Origin of the sequence: Archangium lansingense (assembly GCF_026626635.1) — a bacterium.
Classification (GTDB): Bacteria; Myxococcota; Myxococcia; order Myxococcales; family Myxococcaceae; genus Archangium; species Archangium lansingense.
The window spans coordinates 5,848,211-5,874,329 of sequence record NZ_JAPNKA010000001.1; the positions used below are offsets into that span (position 1 = coordinate 5,848,211).

The 26,119-nt window shown below is 68.5% G+C and carries 16 protein-coding genes; 8 read left to right on the top strand and 8 right to left on the bottom strand.

What is annotated here, in order from left to right:
• Positions 1-95 precede the first annotated feature (95 nt).
• The 4 genes from OV287_RS24135 to OV287_RS24150 all read right to left on the bottom strand — a co-directional run bounded on the left by OV287_RS24135 (position 96) and on the right by OV287_RS24150 (position 4,776).
• Positions 96-1,988, bottom strand: coding sequence for a ribonuclease R family protein (locus OV287_RS24135; RefSeq protein ID WP_267536387.1), 1,893 nt, complete (start codon positions 1,986-1,988; stop codon positions 96-98).
• Positions 1,989-2,041: 53 nt separating this feature from the next.
• Positions 2,042-2,770, bottom strand: a complete 729-nt coding sequence (locus OV287_RS24140; protein ID WP_267536388.1) for a WD40/YVTN/BNR-like repeat-containing protein — start codon at positions 2,768-2,770, stop codon at positions 2,042-2,044.
• A 64-nt stretch (positions 2,771-2,834) separates the two neighbouring features.
• A complete protein-coding gene (locus OV287_RS24145) occupies positions 2,835-3,644 on the bottom strand; it encodes a hypothetical protein (RefSeq protein ID WP_267536389.1) in 810 nt (269 codons plus the stop codon).
• A gap of 25 nt (positions 3,645-3,669) precedes the next feature.
• On the bottom strand, positions 3,670-4,776 hold the full coding sequence (locus tag OV287_RS24150; protein WP_267536390.1) for a hypothetical protein: 1,107 nt from the start codon (positions 4,774-4,776) through the stop codon (positions 3,670-3,672).
• A gap of 76 nt (positions 4,777-4,852) precedes the next feature.
• On the opposite strand from OV287_RS24150, the gene lpdA reads away from it, so the two are divergent.
• Positions 4,853-6,250, top strand: a complete 1,398-nt coding sequence (lpdA, locus tag OV287_RS24155; RefSeq protein ID WP_267536391.1) for a dihydrolipoyl dehydrogenase — start codon at positions 4,853-4,855, stop codon at positions 6,248-6,250.
• A gap of 83 nt (positions 6,251-6,333) precedes the next feature.
• On the opposite strand, the gene OV287_RS24160 is transcribed toward lpdA, so the two are convergent.
• A complete protein-coding gene (locus OV287_RS24160; RefSeq protein WP_267536392.1) occupies positions 6,334-7,122 on the bottom strand; it encodes a DUF72 domain-containing protein in 789 nt (262 codons plus the stop codon).
• A 242-nt stretch (positions 7,123-7,364) separates the two neighbouring features.
• Here OV287_RS24160 and lipA point away from each other — a divergent pair, with 242 nt between their 5' ends.
• From lipA to lipB, 4 genes are all read left to right on the top strand, one after another.
• On the top strand, positions 7,365-8,300 hold the full coding sequence (lipA, locus tag OV287_RS24165) for a lipoyl synthase (protein ID WP_267536393.1): 936 nt from the start codon (positions 7,365-7,367) through the stop codon (positions 8,298-8,300).
• Between the two features lie 40 nt (positions 8,301-8,340).
• Positions 8,341-9,609: a dihydrolipoamide acetyltransferase family protein gene (locus OV287_RS24170; RefSeq protein WP_267536394.1), complete on the top strand. Its 1,269-nt coding sequence runs from the start codon at positions 8,341-8,343 to the stop codon at positions 9,607-9,609.
• Positions 9,610-9,696: 87 nt separating this feature from the next.
• Positions 9,697-11,103, top strand: coding sequence for a ClpX C4-type zinc finger protein (locus OV287_RS24175; RefSeq protein WP_267536395.1), 1,407 nt, complete (start codon positions 9,697-9,699; stop codon positions 11,101-11,103).
• Positions 11,100-12,185 (top strand): lipoyl(octanoyl) transferase LipB, encoded by a 1,086-nt coding sequence (lipB, locus tag OV287_RS24180; RefSeq protein ID WP_267536396.1) that lies wholly within the window; start codon positions 11,100-11,102, stop codon positions 12,183-12,185. The genes OV287_RS24175 and lipB overlap by 4 nt, the downstream gene beginning before the upstream one ends.
• Before the next feature lie 86 nt (positions 12,186-12,271).
• Here lipB and OV287_RS24185 read toward each other — a convergent pair whose 3' ends face one another.
• From OV287_RS24185 to OV287_RS24195, 3 genes are all read right to left on the bottom strand, one after another.
• Entirely contained in the window at positions 12,272-13,147 is an 876-nt protein-coding gene (locus OV287_RS24185; RefSeq protein ID WP_308809720.1) for an MBL fold metallo-hydrolase, read from the bottom strand.
• On the bottom strand, positions 13,140-13,817 hold the full coding sequence (gene ribA / locus OV287_RS24190; RefSeq protein WP_267536397.1) for a GTP cyclohydrolase II: 678 nt from the start codon (positions 13,815-13,817) through the stop codon (positions 13,140-13,142). The genes OV287_RS24185 and ribA overlap by 8 nt, the downstream gene beginning before the upstream one ends.
• A 67-nt stretch (positions 13,818-13,884) precedes the next feature.
• Positions 13,885-15,111 carry a molybdopterin molybdotransferase MoeA gene (locus tag OV287_RS24195; RefSeq protein ID WP_267536398.1) on the bottom strand — a complete coding sequence of 409 codons (1,227 nt, stop codon included), beginning with the start codon at positions 15,109-15,111 and terminating at the stop codon, positions 13,885-13,887.
• A 237-nt stretch (positions 15,112-15,348) separates the two neighbouring features.
• Between OV287_RS24195 and OV287_RS24200 the strand changes: the two genes are divergently transcribed.
• From OV287_RS24200 to OV287_RS24210, 3 genes are all read left to right on the top strand, one after another.
• Positions 15,349-16,788, top strand: coding sequence for a protease inhibitor I42 family protein (locus OV287_RS24200; RefSeq protein WP_267536399.1), 1,440 nt, complete (start codon positions 15,349-15,351; stop codon positions 16,786-16,788).
• A gap of 118 nt (positions 16,789-16,906) precedes the next feature.
• Positions 16,907-20,404 (top strand): ribonuclease R, encoded by a 3,498-nt coding sequence (rnr, locus tag OV287_RS24205; protein ID WP_267536400.1) that lies wholly within the window; start codon positions 16,907-16,909, stop codon positions 20,402-20,404.
• Positions 20,405-20,594: 190 nt separating this feature from the next.
• The gene (locus OV287_RS24210; RefSeq protein ID WP_267536401.1) at positions 20,595-25,886 is read left to right on the top strand and encodes a trifunctional serine/threonine-protein kinase/ATP-binding protein/sensor histidine kinase; all 5,292 of its coding nucleotides are present in this window, start codon (positions 20,595-20,597) and stop codon (positions 25,884-25,886) included.
• Positions 25,887-26,119 lie beyond the last annotated feature (233 nt).

The window sequence follows — 26,119 nt, forward strand, 5'->3', positions numbered from 1 at the left end:
TCCCCTCCTGGCGCGCCTCGCACAGCGGGGCGTGCGGGGAGGGGCTCGATGCGCTCGCCGAGCATGATCACCCTCGGGCCCTGAAACGTAGAGGCTCACTCGACGAGCGCGAGCTCGACGCGGCCGTGCTGCTCGTCGGTGGAGGCCACGCGCACGCGCAGCGGCATGCCGATGGTGAAGGTGCGCGAGGCGCTCACGAGGGACGTCTCACGAGGGTCGGGCTGGTAAGGGCCGTTGGGCAGCGCATCCGCGGGGAGGGAGGCCTCCACCAGCATGCCGTCGAGCTGGATAAGCAGACCGGAGGGGCGCACCCGGGTAATCCGGCCCGTGAACTCCCGGCCCACGTGGCCGGCCATCACCCGCGCCTCCAGCACCCGGTGGCGATCCTTCTCGGCGCGGCTGGCGGTGCGGGAGCGCTCGTTGAGGTGCACCGCGAGCTGCTCGACGGAGGGGTCCTCGTGCACGAAGTCACGCCGGCCCCGCAGGTACTGCTTGAGGGCGCGGTGGACGGAGAGGTCCGCGTAGCGCCGGATGGGCGAGGTGAAGTGGAGGTAGGCGCGCGCCGCGAGACCGAAGTGCATGGCCGGGACCACTGTGTAGCGCGAGGGGCCCAGCGAGCGTCGTAGCACCGAGCGCAGCGCGGGTTCCGCGGTACAGTCGGCGATCTGCCGATCAAACGCGGAGAGCGCCAGTGGGGTGAGTCTGCGGCCAAAGCCCGCGGCGAAGCCCGAGTGCTGCGCGAAGGCGGCCAGATCCGCTACTTGTTGCGGCTCCGGCTCATCCTGGACACGGAAGAGCGAGGGGACACCGCGATCGATGAGCCAGCCGGCGATGGCTTCGTTGGCGGCGACCATGAAGCGCTCCACGAGGGTATGTGCCGTCGTGGGCCGCACGGCCTCGATGCCGGAGACCTCGCCCGTCTCCTCGTCGAAGGTGAAGCGGGCCTCGTCGCGCGACATCTCGATGCCGCCGCGTCCGGCGCGAGACACCGCCAGCCGCGCCGCCGCCGCGCGGAACCAAGGCATGGCCTCGCGCACCGCCGCCATCGGTTCGGACACCTCGCCCTTGTCGAGGTAGTCCGCCACCTCGGTGTAGCTGAGCTTCGCCCACGAGCGGATGAGGCTCTCGTAGACATCTGCCGCGGTGACGCGCCCCTCTGGGTCGATGCGCAGCTCCACCGTGAGGCACAGCCGATCCTCGCCGGGCACCAGGCTGAGCCAGTTCGCCGACAGCTCCTCGGGGAGCATAGGCAGCATGGCACCGGCGAGGTACACGCTGGTGGCTCGCTCGCGCGCCGTGCGATCCAATGCCGAGCCCTCGGTGACGAACTCGGCGGGATCCGCGATGGAGACGAACAGGCGCAGGGCTCCGTCGCCCGCGGGCAGCACCGAGATGGCATCGTCGATGACTCGCGTCGACGGGGCGTCCACGGTGACGGTGGGCACCTGGCGCAGGTCGCGCCGCCCCCCGAGCGCATGGGGCATGGCGAGCACATGCTGCACCTCGGCGAGGACCTCCGCATCGAAGTCGCGGCGCAGCCCGTGGCGTACGATGATGCGCTCCAACGAGCGGTCCGCGCCCGGCTCCAGCTTGCGCAGCAGCCAGGCCTTGCCCTCGGCGATGCGCGCCACTACCGCGTCATTGGGCTGCACCTCGACGCCCGCTGTCTCCAGCGGCCAATCGCCATTGGCCACGTCCCGGTCGATGCGCAGGTGGACCGCTCCCTTGCGCAGCACCACCTCGCCGTAGACCTCCTGGCGCGGACGCTTCAGGAGGGACAGTCCGCTCGCGCTCCAACGGCCATCGGCCGAGGCCGTCACCGTCGCGGAGACAACGTCGTCAGCGAGGTACGGGTTCAGCTCGGGTGGCGGGATGAACGCGGAGAGCACCTCGTCGGAGCCGGAGGGGTGAACGACGAGGAAACCGAAACCACGAGGGTGGACGTCGATGCGGCCAGTGACGGTGCGCGAGGGAGCAGTCGTTTCCATGGGACGCCTGCATGCTATCCCTGCCAGCAACGGGAAGGGGCACCATCCGCGGCTCAACGCGCGGGGACGAGCTTGTTCCCCTCACGCCGCCAGGCGACCGGCAGCAGGGCTCGCACCTGGGTGGCGCCCTCGGGTTCCTGTCGTTCCACCTTCGTGCCTTGTTCGTCCGAAGACACCTTCCAACGCACCCCGGTGGGGCCTAGGGACTCGCTCGCCGTCGCCGAGGGGGGCTGGCGGGGCGGCTGCTTCGGCGTACTCCAGGTCTTGCCTCCGTCACGAGTGGTGATCGCTCGGACCGGGGCGTTCTCTTCGTTTGCGTCCGATAGCCACACCGTGCCCCGCTGGCCGTCCGTCCACTCCATCTGTTCCGGCCACTCGGACCAGACCGCCTTGGGCAGCGTGCTCCGGCGTTTCCACGTCGCCCCACAGTCCGAGCTCGCGAGCAGCTTGAGCTCCCCCGGGCCTTCCGTGCTCCACCCCACCAGCGCGCGGCCCTGGCAGCCCTCGAACTCCACGAAGAGCACCTCGCTGTGCTCCACGTCGGGCAGGACCTCGGTCCAGTGAGCTCCACCGTCTGTGCTGCGCAGCAGCAGGGCGCGCAGTGGGTGCGAGGGCACGGAGAGCTTGCCGAAGAGGTAGAGGCCCGCCTTCTCGTGTGCGGGAGCCGCGAGCCCGGAGACGTGCAAGATGACCTCGTCACCGGGCTCGGCTGCGCCGGCTTTCAGTTCCACGGGCGGCGGGGGAGCGGCGGCGAGCAGCGCGCAGATGCACAGAGAGAGCATGGGGTCTCCTGGATGGGAAGACCCTCACCCTAGCCCTCTCCCAGGGGGAGAGGGGATTCCACGGCTACGGCTTGGGGAGCCCGCGTCCGGCCAGCGATACCAGGTCTGCCTGCAATCCCAGGACCGCGAAGCCGAAGTTGCCCCAGTTGTAGATGTTTCGCTGTTTCACGTCCGCGCCACCCCCGAGCAGCCGCAGCCGCGCGTAGGCGTTCACGTCTCCGTTCGAGTTCAGCGGCACGCCCAGCGTCAGCGCCACGTCGTAGATGCCTCCCGTCGTGTTCCCCAGCAGCCCGAAGGTGGACAGCGCGTCCGCCTCCAGCCCCGCCCATACCCGCGACGGCAGCTCGTAGCGCAGCCGCGTCTTCAGCGCTCCCACCACGCCGATGTCGCTCTCCTTCGCGTAGCGCGTACCGTCCACCGCGCTGAAGTTCACCAGCGCGTTGCGGATCTGCACGCTCGCCCCGATGTCCCAGCTGAAGCGCTCGCCGTTGACGAGCCGGTACAGATAGCTGGCCCGGTACCCATCGAAGAGATAGCGGCTGTCCACCACCATGCCCGTGGGGAACACAGTACCCCGGAAGTCGATGTCCTTCGCGAGCGTCGCCCGCGTGGTGATGTCGAACGGTGCGTACAGCAGGATGATGCCGTGCCGCTCGCCCAGCCGTGCCTCGAGCGCGATCCGTTGGCTGCGGTACAGATTGTCCTTCTGGTTGATGTCGTCGGCCTCGTAGTCCGTGCCGGTCGGGCCGTAGCGCCCGTCGTTCTGGAAGATGTAGGCCGGTCCCGTCTCGTATTCGGCGACGAGCGCCTTCAGCGGGCTCTGGGCCAGGGCCGGAGTGGTCATCAGGAGCACGGCGATCAGATGGATTCGCATAGCGGCCCCTTCGATGCCGCACCGCTCACCGCGTTCCGCGTGCCTCCACTTCATTCAACGTGAGCTTGCCTTTGTCCGGAAACACACTGAGCGCCTCCACGTCCAGCAGCGGCACCGGCAGCGTGCAGGTCTCCCACTGGCCGGTGCCCTTGAAGCGGCACGCCACCGGATCCACGAAGCTTGTCTTCGTGTCCGGATCGTTCCTCCCCAGGCCCTCCAGGGTGCGCACGACCGCGCGCAACGTGCCCGGACCCGTGCCGCGGACCCGCAGGGCCGAGAGCTTGCGCACGGGCGGCTCGAATACCGCGCTCAGTGCGCCGTCCTTCTCCCAGCGCTGCGCCTGGGGCGTCGCCGTGAGCGCCACGCTCGTGGTCTCCTGCCCGTCGAAGGCCTTCTCTCCGTTCTGGGCACCCACGGTGCGGTCCGATTTCAGCACGGCGCTCTCCCCAGCCGGCTTCTCCTGAACGAGCTGCGTCAAGGCCGGCACGCCGCCTCGCACCACGGCCGCATGCAGCACGTTCGTCGGGAGCTGGCCCGCACGCGCGCACGTCGGCGCGAGCTGCCCAAGGGTCTCCTTCTGGACGTCCGTGAGGGTGTCCCGGGTCAGCGCCGCGGGGGCCAGCAATGAGCGCACCACCTCGGCACAGGCGTCCGGAGTCCCCGGTCCGGCGTGCTCCAGGTACCAGCGCAGGTCGGCGGGGTCCGCCGGGCGCCCCGTTCCCCCCGTGCCTCGTCCCATCACCGCGCGTGTGACATGGCTCGCACACGGGTTGGCCCCGGCCGGGCAGCGTTGACACAGTGCTTCCAGCAGCTCCCGCAGGGGTGCCGCTCCCGCCTCGAGCTGGGCGCGGGCATCCAGGGCCGGACCGACCTCACAGGCGCGCACTGGGAGCTCGGGGCAGGCACCGAGCTGTTGCCGGGCCCTCGTGAGAGCGGCGGGGTTCTCGGGGGCTCGCACCGCTCCTTCCAGGGTTCGCTCCAGAGTGCGGCAGGCCTGGTCGCTCGCGGGGGCCGGTGCTGGCGTGGGGCGCTCGACCCGGCGCCCGGACGAATGGGTCACGAAATACAGGCGCACGAAGGCCGCCAGGGCCAGGGTCATCAGCAGCAGGGTTCGGAGCGGGAAGCGTCGCACGATTGCAAACTCCTTGATTCCGGCCGGGATGGGTGGTTATCAGCGCCGCTCGGGTACATCCACTCCGGAGGCGTTTGTGGCTGAGACTTTCGACGTGGTGATCATCGGTTCGGGCCCCGGCGGGTATGTCGGTGCGATCCGGGCCGCGCAGCTGGGGCTGAAGACGGCCATTATCGAGAAGGACAAGCGCCTGGGTGGCACCTGCCTCCATCGCGGCTGCATCCCCACCAAGTCGCTCCTGTGGTCCGCGGCCCTCCTGCACCACATCCGTGAGGCGGCGGACTTCGGTATCGAGGTTCCGGCTCCGGTGGTCAACTGGGCCAAGGTCCAGGAGCACAAGCAGAAGGTGGTCACCAAGGGTGCCAACGGCATCGACTACCTGATGAAGAAGAACAAGATCACCGTCATCAAGGGCCACGGCCGCATTGCCGGCAAGGGCAAGGTCGAGGTCGCCCTCGAGGGTGGTTCCAAGCAGACGCTGGACACCAAGAACATCATCATCGCCACGGGCTCGGTGCCCAAGTCGCTGCCCAATGTTCCGGTGGACCACAAGCGCGTCCTCAACAGCGACTCCATCCTGGAGCTCGACCGCATCCCCAAGAGCCTGATCGTCATCGGCGCGGGCGCGGTGGGCTGCGAGTTCGCCTCCGTCTTCAACCACATGGGCAGCCAGGTCTCCATCGTGGAGTACATGCCCAACCTGCTCCCCATCGAGGACATCGACTGCTCGAAGGAGCTGGAGAAGCACTTCAAGCGCCGGAAGATCGATCTGCACACCGGCGCCAAGGTGGAGAAGGTCGAGACCACCGCCACCGGTGCGAAGCTCACCATGACCGTGGGCAACGAGACGCGCACCATCGAGGCCGAGTACGTCCTGTCCGCCGTGGGCCGCGCCCCCGTCAGCGAGGACATCGGGCTCCAGCTCACGTCCATCAAGCCCGACCGTGGCTTCATCAAGACGGACAACATGATGCGCACCACCGAGCCGAACGTGTACGCGATCGGTGACGTGATCCCCACGCCGATGCTCGCCCACGTGGCCAGCGCCGAGTGCGTCCTCGCCGTCGAGCACATCGCCGGCAAGAACCCCGCGCCCATCAACTACGACCTCACCCCGTCCGCCACCTACTGCTACCCCGAGGTGGCCTCGGTCGGTCTCACCGAGAAGAAGGCCAAGGAGCGCGGCTACGACGTCAAGGCCGCCATCTTCCCGTTCTCCGCCGTCACCAAGGCCTCCATCTCCAACGAGGCCTTCGGCATGATCAAGGTCGTCTCCGACAAGAAGTATGACGAGGTGCTCGGCGTCCACCTCGTGGGCCCCCACGCCACCGAGCTCCTCGCCGAGGCCTGCGTCGCCATGCGCCTGGAGATCACCACCGAGGAGCTCGCTCACACCATGCACGCCCACCCGACGCTCTCCGAGATCATCAAGGAAGGCGCCGAGGCCACGCTGGGTCACCCGATCCACATCTGAGTCTCCGGGCTTCCGGGTAGACCCTCACCCCAGCCCTCTCCCAGAGGGAGAGGGGGCATACACAGTAGGGCGTTGGGTTGTTCTCAGGCCGTTCGAGACTCTTCTGTCTCGGACGGCCTTCGCATGTCCGGTGGTGGGTGCACTGGCACGTGGCCCAGCAGCTCCGATAGATCGAACGCGTCCAGCAGCGCGTGCCCATGGAGATCGTTGTTGAAGTAGACCCAGGCCGTTCGCCCCTTGCGTCTCCACTTGTCGAGGTCGCATGCCACCGGCCACAGCGCCTCGCGGCCATAGCGCCCCGCGTAGCGCGAGCCCGCCCCGTGGAAGCGCACGTAACGGAAGCCTCCCGTGAGTCGCGGTGGTGGCACCGGCACCAGGTCGTGTTCGCACACGGCTGATCCCCGGCGCTCCAGCACCTCTAGCACCTCCTCGTGGTACCAGGCCGCGTCGCGGAACTCGACGACGTACTGGAGGCCTCGAGGCAGTGCGGCCAGGAAGCGATCCAGCCGTTCTGGATCCGGTTTCTTCATGTGCGGCGGTAGCTGCCACAGCACCGGGCCCAGCTTGGGTCCCAGGCGCAGGATGACGCTGAAGTAGCGCTCCAGGCCCTCGCCCACGTCCGTTAGACGCTTCATGTGCGTGAGGAAACGGCTGCCTTTGCACGCGAACCGGAAGCCCTTCGGGGTCTGCTCCCGCCAGCCGTCCACCGCGTCCGCCGTGGGCAGCCGGTAGAAGGGGGCGTTGAGCTCCACCGTGGCGAAGACCTGCGCGTAGTAGGGGAGCCAGCGACGGGTTGGCAGCCCGGCTGGGTAGAAGAGTCCCTTCCAGTGCTTGTAGACGTAGCCGCTCGTCCCCAGGTGGATGGCCCTCATGCCTCAAGCATGGGCACTCCCGCTGTCCCAGGCGGACTGCCGCCTGGTGAGTCGTCCGCTCATCCTTCGAGCAAGCTGCGCTTACGGCCTTCGCGAGCAGGCCGAGCCTCTTCTTTCGCCCCTTTACTGCCCGCTCCCGATTGAGTCGTTACAACATGCGAGACTTCGAGGAAGCTAACGCCTCGCGTCAAGGCTTCCCCCTTGACCCTGCTTTCGCCCCAACCGTAGAAGGCCCGCGACCCATGGCAACTCCTGATCGTTTCCCCCTGCCGCAGGTATCTGAATCCACCCGCAAGCCGGAGTGGTTGAAGGTGCGTCTCCCGAGCGGTGATGGGTACGAGCGGGTCAAATCCATCGTGCGTCGCACGAAGCTGTCCACGGTGTGCGAGGAGGCCCGTTGCCCCAACATCGCCGAGTGCTGGGGCGGTGGCACCGCCACGGTGATGCTCATGGGAGAGGTGTGCACCCGCGCCTGCCGCTTCTGCCACGTGAAGGTGGGCGCGCCCCCTCCGTTGGATCCGATGGAGCCCATCCATCTGGCCCAGGCCGTCAAGGAGATGGACCTCGAGTACATCGTGGTCACCTCCGTCAACCGCGATGACCGGCCGGATGGAGGCGCCAGCCACTTCGCCTCGGCCATCCGCGAGCTGCGCCAGCACTCGCCCAAGACGATCGTCGAGGTGCTCATCCCCGACTTCAAGGGTGTGGAGCGCGACCTGGCCACCGTGGCCGAGGCCCGCCCGCATGTGGTGGCCCACAACGTGGAGACGGTGGAGCGCCTCACGCCCACCGTGCGTGATCGCCGCGCCACCTACCGCCAGTCCCTCAAGGTGCTCGAGTACCTCAAGCAGCGTCCGGAGAAGCTCTACACCAAGACCTCTATCATGGTCGGTCTGGGCGAGACGGACGCCGAGCTGGAGCAGACCTTCAAGGACCTGCGCGCCGTGGGCGTGGACGTGCTCACGTTGGGCCAGTACCTCCAGCCTTCCCAGTACCACCTGCGGGTGGAGCGCTTCGTCACCCCGCAGCAGTTCGCGGACTACAAGACGCTCGCCGAGTCCTACGGCTTCCTCTACGTCGCCTCCGGACCGCTCGTGCGCTCCAGCTACCGCGCCGCCGAGTTCTTCATGAAGGGCCTCATGGAGCGTGAGCGCCTGGGTCTCGCCGGCAACACCTGACGCTTTCTCAACACCCTCACTCCGAAACGGACCCCCGCGAATGGCGATCTTCGAGTTCAAGCTGCCCGATCTTGGCGAAGGCGTGCAGGAGGGCGAGCTGGTCAAGTGGCACGTCAAGCCCGGCGACGTCGTCAAGCAGGACCAGACGCTCGCCGAGGTGATGACGGACAAGGCCACCGTGACCGTGCCCAGCCCCAAGGCCGGCCGTGTCGTGCAGACGCACGGCAACGAAGGCGACATGGCCAAGGTCCATCAGATCCTGGTCACGATGGAGATCGAGGGCGCCGCTCCGGTTCAGGCCTCGGGTCACGGGGCTCCCGCCGCTCATGGTGCTGCTGCCGCTCCTGCGGCCACGGCTGCTCAGGCCACGGGTCCGCAGGCCGCCTCCAAGGTGCTCGCCACTCCGCTCACTCGCCGCATGGCCGCTGAGCACGGGCTGAACCTCGCGGAGATCTCCGGCTCCGGTCCGCAGGGTCGCGTGATGAAGGCGGACGTGGTGGCGGCCCTCGAGGGTGGTCACTCCGCCCGCAATGAGGTGGCTCCCGCCGCCGCTCCCGCTCAGGCCCGTCCGGCCGCGCCCTCCGTGGCCCCGGGCCGCGGTGACGAGCGCATCCCCCTGCGTGGCCTGCGCAAGAAGATCGCCGAGAAGATGGTGCGCTCGAAGTTCACCGCGCCTCACTTCGGCTTCGTCGAGGAGGTGGACTGCACTGAGCTCGTCGCTCTGCGCAAGCGCCTCAACGACACCCTGGCCGCCGCTGGCGAGAAGGCAAAGCTGTCCTTCCTGCCCTTCATCATCAAGGCCACGATCGCCGCGATGAAGAAGTACCCGCACCTCAACGCCAACATGGACGAGGCCGCCCAGGAGCTCGTCGTGCGCGGCGAGTTCAACATCGGCATCGCCGTGGCCACCGGCGAGGGGCTCACCGTTCCCGTCATCAAGAACGCGGACCGTCTCTCCCTGCGCGAGATGGCCGAGGAGGTCGTTCGCCTCAGCACCGCCGCGAGGGATCGCAAGCTGAAGATGGACGAGCTCACCGGGGGCTCCTTCACCATCACCTCGCTCGGCCAGACCGGCGGCATCTTCGCAACGCCCATCATCAACCACCCCGAGGTGGCCATCATGGGCATCCACCGCATGCGCAAGCGTCCCGTGGTGGACAACAACGGTCAGATCGTCGTGCGCGAGATGATGAACGTCTCTATCTCCGCCGATCACCGCGTCATCGATGGTCAGGTCGCCGCTGACTTCGTGTACGAGGTCATCAAGTACCTGGAGCACCCGGACATGCTGTTCCTGGCCATGGCCTGACGGCCGGGCCGTCTGCCGGGGGCGCGTGCCTCGCCGGGAGCGCTCGCGCAACCGCGCTCCCGTCCTTCGAGGAGGTTACGCTTCCCCATGGCCGAGAACGTTCGCGACGTCATCCGCGCGGCCCAGGCCGCGGAGCTCGGTGGTGACAAGCCCCGCGCCATCGAGCTGCTCCGGCTCGCCGTCGACCTCTGCCGGCGCTCGGGCAACAAGCCCCGCGCCGAGCAGCTCCTGCGCTACATCCTCCGGTTGGATCCCTCCCGCAAGGAGGTGGAGGAGGAGCTCCGCCTGCTGGAGCGGGAGGAACCGCCGCCGCCTCCCTCCGCCCCCGAGCCCGATGAAGCGCCCGAGCCCGGGGTGTTCGTCCTCGAGGAGGACACCAGCTCTTCCCTCCAGGAGGCCCTGCGCGAGGCCGAGCTGTCCATGGATCGCCGGACACGTCCCGTGGCCCTCGCCGTCGAGGTGATGCGCTCCGCTGTGCTCGGTGTGCCGGTCCCCGGCAAGGAGGAGAAGGCTCCTCCGGTCACGGAGGCTCGGAAGGAAGACCCTCACCCCGGCCCTCTCCCAAAGGGAGAGGGGGTTGCTGCGGAGGGAGAAGGGGCTTTCATCGAGCGGGGGCCCACTCGGGCTGATCCGTCCCTCGACGCCTGGTGCTCCTTCTGCTGCCGGCCTCGCTCCGAGGTGGGCGCGCTCGTTGCCGGTCCCTCGGGTGCGTTCATCTGCTCGGCGTGTATCGGGGAGTCGGGTGCGCTGCTCGGAGGCGTGGCGGCCGTGGCTCCGGCCTCGCGTGGTTCGGCCTCCGCACCTCCTCGGCCCGTGTCTGTTGAGCTGGTGGGGCAGGCACTTGCCCGCGAGGCTCTCGAGCGCGGCCTGGAGGCGGGTGTTCGCCGCGTGCTGCTGCTCGGGCCCGAGGGCGCCGGAAAGAGCACGTGGATGCGGGGCTTCGTGGAGCAGGGAAGGGGAGTGATCGTGACTCCCGATTCGCTCGACCGCGCTCCGGTGGACTCCGTGCTCCTCGTGGAGGACGTGGACCGCCTCCCTCCCGCCGAGCAAGCCGCTCTGAGTACCTTCCTCGTCCGTCACCCTGCGTGCACGGTGCTGATGACGGCCCGGGGCGGTCTGGTGGCTTCGGGGCTTGTGCTCGTCTCGGACTCCGGCCGTGTGCCCATCCCCAGCACCGCCGCGCTCTCCGAGGCCGTGCGGGGCACGCTGCCCGTCGTCCTGTTGGAGCAGGTGCAGATGCTCGTCGCGTTTAGCGCTCCGAGCGTCGAGGACCTGGTCGAGATCGCTCGGCGCCAGCTTGCATCGCGCGAGGACTACCGGCTCTCCGACGAGGTGCTCACCGCCCTCGCCACTGAGGCCGCCCGCTCGCCGCGCTCCGGGCATGAGCTGCAAGCCCTCCTGGCCCGGGTGCCTCCCGGCTCCTGGCGCCTGGAGGTGAAGAAGAAGGGGAAGGCGAAGCCGGCCCGCCGTGGCCGGCGGAAGGGATCGTCGTGAAGACGCTGACGGTGTACCGGCTCGGCCGGGTTGAATACGAGGATGGTCTCCAACTCATGAAGCTCTTCGGCGAGACCCGCCGCCAGGGCCTCTGCGGAGACGTGCTGTTGCTGCTCGAGCACCCGCCTGTGCTCACCCTCGGCCGCGCTGCCAAGCGCTTCAACATCGTCGCCAGTGACGAGAGCCTCGCCGCTGAAGGTGTGGAGACCTTCGAGACGGATCGCGGTGGCGATGTCACCTACCACGGGCCCGGCCAGCTCGTGGGCTACCCCATCTTCCTGCTCCCCGAGGGCCGTCAGGACGTGCGCCGCTATGTGCGCGATGTCGAGCAGTGCGTCATCCGCACCCTCGCCGAGTACGGCGTCACCTCGGGCACCATCCCCAAGTGGCCCGGAGTGTGGATCGGCCAGGAGGACTCGCCTGATGCGCGGAAGATCGGCGCCATCGGCGTCCACCTCGCTCGCTGGCTCACCAGTCACGGCTTCGCGCTCAACATCAACACGCACCTGCCGCACTTCAACCTCATCGTCCCCTGCGGCATCCGCGAGGCCGGTGTCACCTCGCTGCAGAAGGAGCTCGGCCGCTCCGTGCCCATGGCCGAGGTCGAGGAGAAGATCGCCCGGCACTTCGCCGATGTCTTCGAGCTCCAGCGTGTCGAGCCTGCGCCACCCACGCGCACCGTGAGCGTCACGCTGGTGCGGGGGAAGGGAGCTGATGCCCGGGTGCTGCTGCTGCGCCGGCGCCCCGAGCGCGGTGGCTTCTGGCAGATCGTCACCGGCCGCTTGGAGCCGGGAGAGCAGCCCCGCGACGCCGCCGCCCGCGAGCTGTTCGAGGAGACCGGGCTGCGCACCGATGTGGTCGATCTGGAGTACCGCCACGCCTTCGCTGTCGGCAGCGTGGTGCCTCCACGGCTCGTCGAGGAGAACGGCTTCGCGGCCCGGTGCACCGCGGAGTTCGAGGTGCGGCTCGGTGACGAGCACGATGCTTATGAGTGGGTGGATGTTCCTACGGCGCTCGCCCGGCTCCCGTTCCGCGGCCTCCGCGAGGGCGTCCAGCGCGCCATCCGGGTGCTCGCGGAGTGACTCCGTAAACCCTCACCCCGACCCTCTCCCAGAGGGAGAGGGAGTAGTGGGGCGAGGGGAGGAGGGGCAGGGGACTACAGCCTGAACTACAGCTTCAGGATCTCCTGCTCCACGGCGGCGATCGTCTCCGGCCGGTGCTTACGCACCTCCTCGACGAACCTGTCCATCGCCGCGTCGTCGCGCGTGGTCTCGTGGTGGAAGAGCACCAGCTGCTTCACGTTCGACGCGTTGGCCGTCTCCACGGCCGACTCCCACGTCGAGTGACCCCAGCCGATCTTCGCCGAGCCCTTGCGGCCCCGGTACTCATCCTCGGTGTACATCGCGTCGATGATGAGCATGTCCGCGTCCCTCGCGAACTCCACGAGGTCCTTGTCCTTCTCGCAGCCGTGCTCCACGTCCGTCGCGTACACCACCGACCTGCCGTCGCACTCCACCCGGTAGCCCAGATTGCCTCCCGGATGGTTCAGGTCCATCGTGAGGATCCTCGCCGGGCCCAGCTCTATCTGCTGGCCCGCTTCCAGGTTCTTGTAGGCCATCTGCGCCTTGAAGGTGTCCTCGGCCGTCACCGGGAAATAGGGCTGCACCATCTGTCCCGACAGCACCTCCTTCACCGAGTGGCTGCCTCGCGGCGCGCCGTACACCGTGAAGGCGAACCTCGGGATGAAGATGGGCGTGAAGAACGGCAGCCCCTGCAGGTGATCGTAGTGGTAGTGCGAGAGGAAGATGGAGGCACGCGTGGGTCCCCCCGCCGCCAACAGCTCCCACCCCAGCTCGCGCACGCCCGTACCCAGGTCGAAGATGAGCAGCTCATCCCCGCATCGCATCTCGACGCAAGGCGTATTGCCCCCATAGCGCTGCGTCTTCGGCCCCGGTACAGGGATCGAGCCGCGCACTCCCCAGAAACGCACATGGAACGGGACGCGCGCCTCGGCGGGCGTTCCCTCTCGTTCGTTCTCAGCCAACCTTCGCTTCCGTGTCGTCGTCGTCCTCGGCGAAGAGCTCAATCAGGTGCCCCGTCCGCTCGCGCTTCGTCCTCAGGTAGCCGACGTTATGCGGATTATGCTCCGTACGCGAGGGAATGCGTCGTCGTACGGGAATTCCCTCTTCCACCAGGCCTGCAATTTTCAGCGGATTGTTGGTGATGAGGTCCACGGACCGCACCCCCAGCAGCCTCAACATCTCCGCGGCGATGTCGTAGCTGCGCAGATCGTCCGGGAAGCCGAGCTTCCGGTTGGCCTCGTAGGTGTCCAGCCCCTCGGCCTGCAGGGCGTAGGCCTTGATCTTGTTGCCCAGGCCGATGCCCCGGCCCTCCTGGCGCAGGTAGAGCACCACCCCGCACCCATTCTGGGTGACGAAGTCCAGCGCCCGGTCCAGCTGCTCCCGGCAGTCGCACTTCAGGCTGCCGAACACCTCGCTGGTCAGACACTCGGAGTGCACCCGGACCGGCACGCCCTCCAACCCCTGCACCTCGCCCACCACCAGCGCCACGTGCTCCCGCCCGTTGCGCTTCTCGCGGAAGACGACCGTGCGCAGCACGCCTCGTCCAGTGGGCACATCCGCTTCCGAGAACTTCTCCAGCAGGGAAGTGCTCTTGCGGGTCGGAAGAACCTGAGGTGTACGCGACTCGGACATGATGACCCTTTCTCCCGCACAACACTTGGAGGCACAAGGTTGGATGCAAACCCAGGCAGTTCGTTCCTCATGCCCCCCAGGACAGAGGTAGCAGTTCCACCTTGTCACCAGTAGCTAGCCTACTGGACGAGCGCGGGAAGTGAAGCAGGTGGGTGGCCGAGGCCGCGGAGCGCAGTGCCCCCGACGTCTGGGTGGACAGGGGCCGCGCCCACAGCTCGCCCTCCTGCCAGGTAGCCGTCACCCGGACATAGTGGGCGAGCCCCTCGGGCTTCTTCAGCTCGCCCGTCAGCCTGCCGGACACGCGTGGCGGCTCCACGTCCGAGTGTCCCAGCATGCGGCGCAGCGCCGGGCGGACGAACAGCTCGAAGGTGACGAGCGAGGAGGTGGGGTTGCCCGGCAGCCCGATGTAGACGGTGCTTCCCTTGCGGCCCACCGCCAGCGGCTTGCCCGGCTTGATGGCCACGCGCCAGAAGTCCTGCTCCACCCCCAGCTTCCCCATCGCCTCGCGCACGAAGTCGTGCTCGCCCACGGACATGCCCGCGCTCGTCAGCACCAGGTCAAATCCCCCGGCGGCCACGAGGTGCTGGTACACGTCCTCCAGCGTGTCCCGCGCGATGCCGAGCACCGAGGGCACTCCGCCCGCTCGCAGCACGGCCAGGGAGAGTGCCGGGGCGTTGGCGTCCACGATGCGGCCCTCGGCGGGCGCGTCCGCGCGGCACAGCTCATCGCCGGTAGAGAGGATGGCCACCCGCGGCCGGCGCGGCACCGGCGCCGTCAGCATCCCCTGGCCCACCAGCAGCCCCAGCTCCGGAATCCCCAGCGGCGTGCCCCGGGGCAGCAGCACCTCGCCCTCTCGTGCATCCTCGCCTCGGGGGCGGACGAAGTGGCCCGGCCCCACCGCCTCGAGGATCTCCACCGTGTCCCCTCCGGGTGCCAGCCGCGTCCGCTCGCGCATCACCACCGCGTCCGCTCCCGACGGCAGGGGGGCTCCTGTCATGATCCGCGCACACGTGCCCGGTTGGACCTCCTGGCGGGGCGTCTGGCCGGCGTAGATCGTCTCCTTCACCTGGAGGCGGACGGGCAGGGGGGCCGACAGATCGGCGCTGCGCACCGCGAAGCCATCCATGGCCGAGTTGTCCCAGGGCGGCAGGGTCCGCTGGGCACGCACGTCCTCGGCCAGGGCGCGCCCGAGCGCCTCCTCCAGCCGGACCCACTCGGGGGGCAGCGGGGAGACCAGGGCAAGCGTGCGGGCACGGGCATCCTCCACGGGCAGCAGCGGGGTATCTTCCTTCATGGGTCGGGCGTCCTCAGGATGATCTCCCAGGGTAGATCGGCTCGACCCCGGGTCTGGCGAAACAGACGTGTAGCGACTGGCTGTTTTTGGGATCAAAGTCCCTAGGAAATTCAAGACTTTGTTTGACAGTCCCACTGATCATCGTTACAAGCGCTGGTGATCGCATGGCCCGCGTCCGGGCAGATTCCGGTGCGCCAACCCGTTGAAAAGACACGGGAATTCAAGGAGACAGCGTCGATGGCCAAGCCCAGGTCCGGGGCCAAGAAGGCGACTCCCGCTGCGAAGAAGGTCAAGTCGACGAAGCCGGGTGTGCTCAAGAGCGCCTCCAAGAGCGTGGCCAAGGCTGCCGCGAAGTTGGTGACGAAGAAGGCCGCCGGTAGCGCGAAGCAGGAGAAGGCTCCAGCGGAGAAGAAGGCTGCACCCGCCGCCGCGAAGAATGCCGCCGCGAAGGCCGCCACCAAGGTGAAGGAGGTCGCCACGGCGGCTACCAAGATTGCCGCGAAGACGGCCGCCAAGGTGAAGGAAGTCGCCGCGCCCAAGGCCAAGGAGAAGGAGCCAGCGCCCAAGGTGAAGGAGGCCCCTCCGGCTCCCGCCCCCAAGGGGAAGGAAGCCCCTGCGCCCAAGGCCAAGGAGCCCGCTCCCAAGGGCAAGGGCCGGGAGGTTCCGGTGGCGCCGCCGGCGGCCGAGAAGCCCCGTCCCCGCGCCACCAAGCTGCCGCCCATGGCCGAGCCGCTCAACAAGCGCGACCTGGAGCAGCTGCTCACCGCCGGCACGGGCCGTGGCGTGGTGGGCGAGGGCAGCCTCAAGGGCCGCCTGACGGTGATCGACGGGCTGCCCAACCTGGTGGTGGTGGGCCGCGACAAGCGCGAGCTGACCTTCATCCTCCAGGGGCCGGATCAAGAGGTGCTGCCGGCCTACATGGACCACAAGGTCTCCGTCAGCGGACTCATCAAGAAGACCACCAACTACGGCGGCACGGTGGACGTGCGGAAGTTCTCCGCCAAGAAGCCCGAGGTGGAGGAGCCCACGCCGGAGCCGGTGGAGGCCGAGGTCCGGCTGCGCTACCTGTCCCCCGGCGAGGTATCCCAGGTGGTATCGGCCGGTATGGGCGCGGGCATGAAGGGCTTTGCCGCGCTGCGTGGCAACCTGGAGATGACGGGCGACGAGTTCGTGCTGGTGGTGTCCAACGGCGGCACCCGGCAGCAGGTCTCCTACATCCTCGAGGGCAAGGGCGCCAAGGGACTGCGCAAGTTCCTGGGCCACACCCTCGCCGTCACCGGCGTGGTGGACAAGTCCTCCGGCTGGGGTGGCCGCATCGACGTGGAGAACGTGGAGCCGCGCCCCTCGGAGGCCCGGCCCATCTCCCGCGAGGGTCTGGAGTCCGTCCATGTGGAGGGCGAGCAGCCGGCCAACATCGACGTGAAGCTCAACCACGCCTTCACCTTGCGGCTCCCGGAGCAGGCGGGTTTCACCTGGGCCATCGAGCCCACGGCGGCCAAGCGCGTGGGCCTGCGGGAGGCCAACTTCGAGCCCGCCTCGGACGGCGCCGCCACCCGCGAGTTCTTCTTCACCCCTCGCAACCCCGGTACTTCCGAGGTCGAGTTCTTCCTCGCCAAGGCCTTCAACCCTGGCCAGGTGGAGCGGTCGTTCAAGCTCACGGTGAACGTCAAGCCCTGAGGGCCCATCTGACACCGCGAGTCCACGCCTCCTCATCCTTCCGCCCGGGGGTCCCAAGTGGGACCTGCCGGGCTTACTTTTTTCAGGGCCCGCTGGGCTCCCTGATTCGGGACCTCTCGTGACCGACCTTCCTCGCGACGTGAAGCGCCACCTGGCGGAGTCCAAGCACCCGCTCGGCATCCAGGAGCTGTTGAAGCTCACCCACCTGCATCCCGGGCAGCAGACCCAGCTCAAGCGCACCCTGCGCGACATGGTCCGCAGCGGCGAGCTTCTCAAAGAGGGCAAGCGCTTCCGCTTGCAGACCGGGCGGCCACCCTCGACGGGGAGCGATGGAGAGGGCCGGGCGTACCCTCCTCAGCTCCGGCGTGGGCGCGAGGAGCAGGGGCCCGGTGGCAGGCGCGGTCGCGGGGACGAGCAGCGGCCCGGTGGTCCGCGCGAGGAACCGCGCCCCGAGCCCGATGCGCGCTTTGCCCCCCGGGGTCGTTTCTCGAAGGAGGAGCGGCCCGAGCCGCGAGGCCGCTTCGTGCGCGAGGGTCGCATGGAGCCCCAGAACCGCTTCGCCCGGGACGAGCGCGGCGGACCTCCCTCGCGTGGTCCGTCGGAGCAGGCGGGCCGTTTCGAGCCCCGGAACCGCTTCGCCCGGGATGAGCGTGGCGGGCCCGGCCAGCGCGGTCGTTCCGAGCAGCGGGGTTCCGGTCCCCAGGGTGGCTACGGCCGACAGGAGCGGCCCGGTGGCGGACGTATCGAGCAGGCGGGCCGTTTCGAGCCCCGGAATCGCTTCGCTCGGGATGAGCGCGGCGGGCCCAACCAGCGCGGCCGTTCCGAGCAGGAGCGTCGCCCGGGACGGGGAGGGCGCTTCGAGCGCGAGGAGCGTTTCGAGCCGCGAGGCCGCGGTGGCTGGGGAGGGCGTGAGCGGGGCGAGGGGCAGGAGTCCTCCACCGTGGAGGGCATCCTCCACGTGCACCGCGATGGCTACGGCTTCGTCCACCCCAGCTCGGGGGAGGGGGACAACATCTTCCTTCCGCCGCAGGAGGCCGCGCGGGCGCTCGACAACGACCGCGTGCTCGTGGAGGCCTGGGGCCGTCCCGGACGCATGGAGGGCCGTCTGCTGCAGGTGGTCGGCCGCACTCGGCAGCTCGCCGTCGGCACCTACATGGCGCACGGCAAGCGCGAGGCCCTGGTCATCCCCTACGACAAGAACCTCCAGACGCAGGGCCACATCCGCGTCCCGCCCACCCAGATGGCGCGAGACGGGGACGTGGTGAAGGTGCGGCTCGGCATCGGCGCGGAGCTGCTGGAGCCGGGTGAGGGCCTCTATGGCGAGGTCGCCGGTTCCATCGGCAAGCCCGGGGACCCGAGCAACGAGGTGCTCTCCATCGCCTATTCGCAGGGCTTCTCCGACGAGTTCCCTCCCGAGGTCATGGACGAGGCGGACCGCATCCGCCCGGTGGTGAGCGAGGAGGAGGCTCGGGGCGAGGAGCGCCGCGACCTGCGTCAGCTGCCGCTCGTCACCATCGACGGCGAGGATGCCCGCGACTTCGACGACGCCGTCTACGTCGAGCCCCACTCCGAGGGTTGGCGGCTCGTGGTGGCCATCGCCGATGTGACGCACTACGTGCGCGAGGGCACCGCGCTGGATGCCGAGGCCCTGCGCCGCGCTACGTCCGTCTACCTGCCGGATCGCGTGCTGCCCATGCTCCCCGAGCGGCTCAGCAACGGCATCTGCTCGCTGCGTCCCGACGAGGACCGGCTGTGCATGGTGGCCGACATGGTGCTCGACAGGAGCGGACGGCTCGTCTCCAGTGAGATCTACCCGGGCGTCATGCGCAGCCAGGCTCGCTGCACCTACAACGAGGTGCAGGATGTGCTGGACGGCAAGGACGTCCCCCACCGCAACGCCTTCAAGCCCCACTTCGAGCGGCTCATGGAGCTGGCCCGGGTGTTGATGCGCATGCGCAAGGAGCGCGGCGCCATCGACTTCAACCTGCCCGAGCACAAGGTGGTGATGGGCGAGGACGGCATGCCCTCGCGCATGGAGCGCCGCGAGCGCAAGGACAGCCACCGTCTCATCGAGGAGTGCATGCTCGCCGCCAACGAGGCGGTGGCGAAGTTCTTCGCCGACCTGGGCCTGCCCAGCGTCTACCGCTACCACGGTGAGCCCGATGAGGAGAAACTGGCCGTCTTCGCCCAGCTCGCCCAGGCCTATGGCTTCCGTCTCCAGGCCGAGGAGATCACCCCGAAGCAGCTCAATGCCTTCATGGCACAGCTTCAGGGTCACCCCGAGGAGCGCGCCCTCAACCAACTCCTGCTGCGCTCGATGATGCAGGCCGTCTACACGGCCTCCGACATCGGCCACTACGGACTGGCCGCCGAGTACTACCTCCACTTCACCTCGCCCATCCGCCGCTACCCGGACCTGCTCGTGCACCGGCTCCTCAAGGCGCACTGGTCCCGGCGCGGACAGGCGCGCGCTCCCGCCCAGCTCGAGCGCGAGGAGCAGCGGCTGGAGGACATGGCCTCCCAGAGCTCCGAGCGCGAGCGCGCCGCCATGCAGGTGGAGCGCGAGGTCGTCTCCTTCTACGCGGCCCTGATGATGAAGGACCGGCTGGGCGAGGAGTTCGTCGCCACCGTCGCCGGCCTCGTCGAGTTCGGCTTCTTCGTGGAGCTCGACGAGGTGCATGTCGAGGGGCTCGTCCGCGCCGACTCGCTCGGGCTTGGCACCCGCTTCGACAAGAACCTGCACTCCTTCACGCTGCCGGGCGGCTTCCGCGTGCGCGTTGGGCAGAAGGCCCGGGTGCGGCTCGTCAACGTGAACCTGGCCCTGCGGCGCATCGAGTTCGAGGCCCTGGAGGTCGCCGGCAGGGCCGTGTCGGCCATCCAGGAGGTCGGCAGGGAGGAGCGGCAGGCACAGAAGGAACTGACTCGGCAGGAGCGCAAGAAGGAAGCCCGTGCCGCGCGCGAGCGGGCCCGGGAAGAGCGGTGGGGCCGTCCTCCCGAGCGGGTCGAGATGTCCATGGCAGAGGCGGAGGCGCTTCGGAAACGGGAGGCCGAGGAGGCCGCCGCGGCTCAGGCTCCGGCAGCACCGGAAGAGGCCGCGCCGGTGGCGCCTCCCACCGTGGAGCGGCAGACCGAGTCCGTGGAGATCGTGGATCGGTTCACCCCGAAGTCTCCGGCGGGCTTCGATCGCATCCGCGCCCTGGCTGCCCTGGACGCGCGCGAAGCGCCTGTGGAGACCGGGAAAGCCGCCGAGGAGAAGCCCGCGGCTGCGAAGCGGGCTGCCGCCGGGGCTCGGAAGAAGACCGCTCCTCCTCCCGCCGTGAAGAAGGCCGCGGCGGGTGGGGCGAAGAAGAAGGCCGCGACCGCGAAGAAGGCGCCAGCCGTGAAGAAGGCCGCGGCCGCCAAGAAGGCTCCGGCTGCGAAGAAGGCGCCAGCCGTGAAGAAGGCCGCCGCGAAGAAGCCGGCTCGGGCTCCGGCTGCGAAGAAGGCTCCTGCCACGAAGAAGCAGGCCTCGGCCGCGAAGGCGCATGGTGCGTCGAAGGCCCGCCCCGCGGGTGGGGCCAAGGCGAAGGGCGGCGCGAAGAAGGCCACTTCCTCCCGCAAGGCGAAGAAGCGGTAGAGCAGGGGGGCTGGGGACGATCCGCCCCAGCCCTCGCGTGTCGTGGACCGCTTGCGCTGGCACTCGCGGTGTCAGCTACCCGCTTGTCCAGGGGGGAGGTGTTCCTCCGCCCTGCCCCTGTTCTGTATCCTTGCGACACGCCACCGCGAGCAGATTCTCGGGGCCGGTCCCGGGGGGGGCTCTTCCACGCATGTTGCACATTCGAGGCTACACACTTCGAGGGGCGATCAAGGCCACCGGGGCGAATCTGCTGTTCCATGCGGTGCGGGACGCGGACGGCTTGCCCCTCATCCTCAAGACACCCATGGCTTCCTCTCCGGGACCTCGCGAGCGCGAGCGCTACCACCGAGAGTTCGCCATCCTCCAGCGGCTCCGCGATGTGGGGGGCGTCACCCGACCCCACGCGTGTGAGCGGGTCCACGAGCGCCCCGTGCTTCTCCTGGAGGAGATGGAGGGCACCCCCCTGTCCGAGCTCACCGGTGCGCCGCTCGAGCCCGCCCGCGTCCTGAAGCTCTCCATCTCCCTGGCCTCGACCCTGGCGGAGCTGCACCGCCGCGGCGTCGTCCATAAGGACATCAAGCCCTCGAACGTCATCCTCACGCCCACGGGCGAGGCGTGCCTCCTCGACTTTGGTACGGCCTCCCTGCACCTCGTCGAGCACGTGGACGCGGCCCCTGCCTCTCTGCTCGAAGGCACCCTGGCCTATATGTCCCCCGAGCAGACCGGGCGGATGAATCGCCCGGTGGATTACCGCACCGACTTCTACTCACTGGGCGTCATGCTCTACGAGTTGCTCACGGGCAGCCGTCCCTTCCACGGGCGCGATGCGCTCGAGTGGTTCCACGCTCATCTGGCCCTGGTCCCCCCGTCTCCGCTGGAGCGGGTGCCGAGCCTGCCTCCCGTCCTGTCCGCCATCGTGATGAAGCTGTTGGCCAAGGTCGCCGAGGAGCGCTACCAGAGCGCCGACGGCCTGAAGGCCGACCTCGAGCGGTGCCAGGAGGGTCTTCTTCGGGGTGCGCACGAGGACTTCCCGCTCGGGGTGCATGACTTCCCCAGTCGTTTCCAGCTCCCCCAGCGGCTCTACGGGCGTGCCCCTCATGCTGCGGCCTTGCTCCAGGGCTTCGAGCGGGTGGCCCGGGGCGGTCAGCCCGAGCTCCTCCTGGTTCGTGGCTACTCTGGCATCGGCAAGTCCTCGGTGGTGCACGAGCTGCACAAGCCGGTGGTGCGGCGGCGCAGCTTCTTCCTGACCGGGAAGTTCGAGCAGTTCCAGCAGGACATCCCCTACGCCACCCTGGCGCATGCCATCAGCGGACTGACGCAGCAGTTGCTTTCGGGCACCGACGCGGAGCTGGCAGCGTGGCGCGAGCGCCTCCAGGCGGCATGGGAGGGCGAGGGCCAGCTGCTGGTAGACGTGGTGCCCCAGCTCGAGCTCATCGTCGGCAAGCAGTCGGCGGTGCTGGAGCTGCCCGCTGTCGAGGCGCAGAACCGCTTCAACCGGGTGTTCCGCAAGTTCCTTGGCGTGTTCGCTACTTCAGAGCACCCGCTGGTTCTCTTTCTGGATGACCTGCAGTGGGCGGATGGGGCCAGTCTCCAGCTCATCAAACATCTGCTCACCCATCCGGAGACGCCACCGGTGCTGCTCATCGGGGCCTATCGCGACAACGAGGTCAGTCCCTCCCACCCGCTGGTGCACTCGCTGGAGGAGCTTCGTAAGGCAGGTGTTCAGCTCACGGAGCTCCAGCTCGAGCCGCTTCGCATGGAGGAGCTTCAGCAGCTCGTCGCCGATACGCTACCCGGAGCGGACGAAGGGCTCATCCAGCCGCTCTCGGCGCTTGTTCTGGAGAAGACCGGGGGCAACCCGTTCTTCGTCTTGCAGTTCATGCGGACGCTCCACCAGGACGGCCTGCTGGTGCGTACGCCGCAGGGCACGTGGCGCTGGGATGCGGAAGGCGTCCGGGAGAAGGGCTACTCGGACAACGTCGTCGAGTTCATGGTGGGCAAGCTGCGCCAGCTTCCTCGGGAGACTCAGCATCTGCTGCGCCTGGCGGCCTGTGTAGGCAACACCTTCGACGTGACCATGCTGGCTCGCATCTCCGAGCACTATGAGCCCGGCGCGGCGGAGCAGGGGTTGGAGCCCGCGCTTCAGGAGGGACTCCTGGTGCGCGCCGGCCCGGAGCAGTACCGCTTCCTCCATGACCGCATCCAGCAGGCGGCCCATGTCCTCATCCCCGAACAGGAGCGCAAGGCCATTCACCTGCGCATTGGCCGGTTGCTGCTGGCGAGCCTGTCCGCGGAGCAGGTGCACGAGAAGCTCTTCGATGTGGTGAGCCAGCTCAACGCTGGGGCGGAGCTGATCCGCGAGCCCGAGGATCGTCGACGCGCTGCGCGTCTGAACGCCGACGCTGGTGCGAGGGCTCGGACCGCGACTGCGTTTCGCTCGGCCGCTGCCTACTTCGCCGCGGCCTTTCAGCACCTCTCCGAGGACCCCTGGGGGCTGGACTCCGAGTTGGCCTTCAAGGTCCGGCTGGAGCAGGCGCGCTGCGAGTTCATGAGCGGCAACATCGCTGACGCCCGCCGCCTGGTGCTGGAGCTCCTCCCACGGGCACGTACGCGCCCGGAGCTGGCGGCCGTCCATCGGCTGAAGAGTGAGCTGTACATCATGGCCAACGAGGTCCAGGCCGCCGCCGTCTGCCTGTTGGAGTGCCTGGCACGGATGGGCATGCCGATGCCGCTCCACCCCACCTGGGAGGAGGTGGAGAAGGCCAACGCGGAGGTCTGGGCCCTGTTGGGGGAGCGTCCCATCTCGAGCTTCATCGAGCTCCCCATGGTGGACGCCCCGGACCTGGAGGCGCTGATGAGCGTCCTCAGCGCGCTGTTCGCACCGGCGTACTACACGAGTCCCCAGCTCCTCATCCTCCACCTCAGCCGCATGGTCTCGCTCAGCTTGACCCTCGGCCACACCCCCGCGTCCGTTCATGGCTACTCCTGGTACGCGATGGTGGTGGGGACCACCTTCAAGAAGTACCGGGAGGGGCAGGCGCTGTGTGAGCTCGCCTGCGAGCTCGTGGAGCGCTACGACCTGGTCGAGCTGCGAGGCAAGGCGCTTCTCACGCGGATGCTGGTCAACTGCTGGACCCAGCCTCTCCCTGTCGCGTTGGAGCTGGGTCGCGGGGCCTTTCAGCATGCACTCCAGTCCGGTGACATCCAGAGCGCGTGCTTCGCCAGCAGCCATCGTGTCACCAACCGCCTTGCCCTGGGTCAACCCTTGGAGGAGGTCTACCAGGAGTCGGTTGCGTGCCTGGATTTCGCGAGCAAGGTGGGCTTCCTGGGCGTGAGGGACGTCATCCTCTTCACCCAGGCATACGTCCAGCAGTTGCGCGGGCTCACGCCTTCGTTCGGCTCACTGAACGGTGAGGGTTTCGACGAGGCGTCCTTCGAGGTTGGGGCGGCCTCCAACCAGAGCACCACGGTGTGCTGGTACTGGCTCACCCTGGCGCGGGCGCGCTTCCTGAGCGGCGCGTACTCGGAGGCGCTCGAGGCCGTGAACAAGGGCGCCGAGCTGAGCTGGGCCTCCATTGGCCAGCTCCCGCTCCTGGACTTGCACCTCTTCGGCGCGCTCAGCCTCGCCGCCTGCTACGGGGGGATGCCGCCCGAGAAGCAGGGGGCGGCGCTCGAGGCCATCCGGGGGCACCAGCGGCAGCTCGCGGAGTGGGCGGACCACTGCCCTTCGACTTTCCTCGCGCCCGAGCGGCTCGTCTCGGCGGAGCTCGCCCGTCTCACAGGGCAGGAGGGGGAGGCCCTCCGTGCCTACGAGCGGGCTCTCCAGTCCGCTCGCGAGCACGGCTTCGTCCAGACCGCGGCCCTGGTTTGTGAGCTGGCCGCTCGTTTCTGGCGGGAGCGCGACGTTCCTACCCTCGCCGAGGCCTATGCCCGCAAGGCCCGGGACGCCTACGTGCTCTGGGGCGCTCACGGAAAGGTCAAGCACCTGGACACCGAGTGGCCACTCCTGGCGTCCGCCGAAGGCTCCGAAGCCTCCGACACGGGCTCGACTCAGCTCGATGCCCTCACCCTGGTGAAGGCCCAGCAGGCCATCTCCGGGGAGATCGTTCTCGAGCGGCTGGCCACCACTCTGCTGAGTGTCGCCATTGAGAATGCCGGCGCCCAGCGCGGCGCCCTGCTGGTGCCGCAGGGGGATTCGCTCCAGATCGTGGCGCTCTCGGGCATCGCGCCCGAGAGCTCCACCTCCTGCTCGGACGGAACGCACCTGCCCTGGTCCCTCCTCTCCTACGTCAAGCGGACGCGGGAGCACGTGCTCATTGGCGACGCCTCCCAACCCCATCCGTTCTCGGCCGATCCCTGGCTCGCGCATGGCCGCGCCCGGTCCGTGCTCTGCCTGCCGTTGTTGCGTCAGGAGGAGTTCCGCGGGGTGCTGTACCTGGAGAACGACGCCGCCCCCGATGCCTTCACTCCGGCCCGTCTCTCCCTCCTTGGCCACCTCGCCTCGCAGGCCGCCATCTCCGTGGAGAACGCGCGGCTGTACGCCGACGTCAAGCGCGCGAAGATCGCCCTGTGTTGCGCCAACGATGAGCTCGAGAAGCGGGTGGAGGAGCGCACGCGGGAGCTCAAGCAGGCCCAGGCTCGGCTGGTGGATACGGCTCGCTCCGCGGGCATGGCCGAGGTGGCCGCCAACGTCCTCCACAACGTGGGTAACGTCCTCACCAGTGCTGTCATCAACCACCAGGTTCTGCGCCAGACGGTGAACTCTTCGCGCGTGGGGCGGTTGAAGCAGTCCACCACGCTGCTCGCGGAACACCGGGACTCGCTGGCGGACTTCCTCACTCGGGATCCGCGCGGTACCCAGTTGCTGGATTATCTCGGCGTGCTCTCCGATGAGCTGCTGTGCGAGCAGGCGACGCTGCGCGAAGGCATGGATGCGATGGGCATGCACATCGACCACATCCGCGCCATCGTTCAGATCCAACAGAACTACGCCAACAACACCCTCATCACCGAGGAGTGTGAGCTCTCGGGGCTCGTTCAGGATGCCTTGGGCATCCTCATGCCCGCGCTCCGGCGCCATGGCGTCACCGTCATCCAAGAGCTCGCCGCGCTCCCGCCTGTGCGCCTGGATAAACACAAGGTGCTGCAGATCCTCATCAACCTCATCAGCAATGCCAAGAAGGCCGTGAAGCCCATGCCGGAAGGGCAGCGGCATGTGCTTGTGCGGCTCGAGGCCGTGGGCCGCACAGCTCGCATCCAGGTGGTGGACAACGGTGTTGGGATTGCTCCCGAGAATCTCGAGCGGATCTTCGTCCAGGGCTTCACCACGCGCGAGGGCGGCCATGGGCTGGGTTTGCACTCCAGCGCGCTGGCGGCCAAGACGTTCGGAGGCAGTCTCAGCCTGGAGAGCGATGGGCCCGGCAAAGGCGCCACCGCCATCCTCGCGCTGCCGCTCGACACGGGCACGGATACTCTTGATTGAGGCCTGGTGCGCGCCTTGGAGAAACTGATCGTGCCTTCGCTGTTTCCACCTACCCACCACGGGGCTACCTCATGATCAAAGGCGTCCACGCGATGTTCTATTGCCAAGGGTAGGGCGAAGTCCTCCACTACGGCTCGCGGCTCGCGGCTCGCGGGCGAAGAAGCGGTAGGGCAGGGGTCTCGGGCCTCTATCCCTCACCCCAGCCCTCTCCCAGAGGGAGAGGGGGTTGGCAC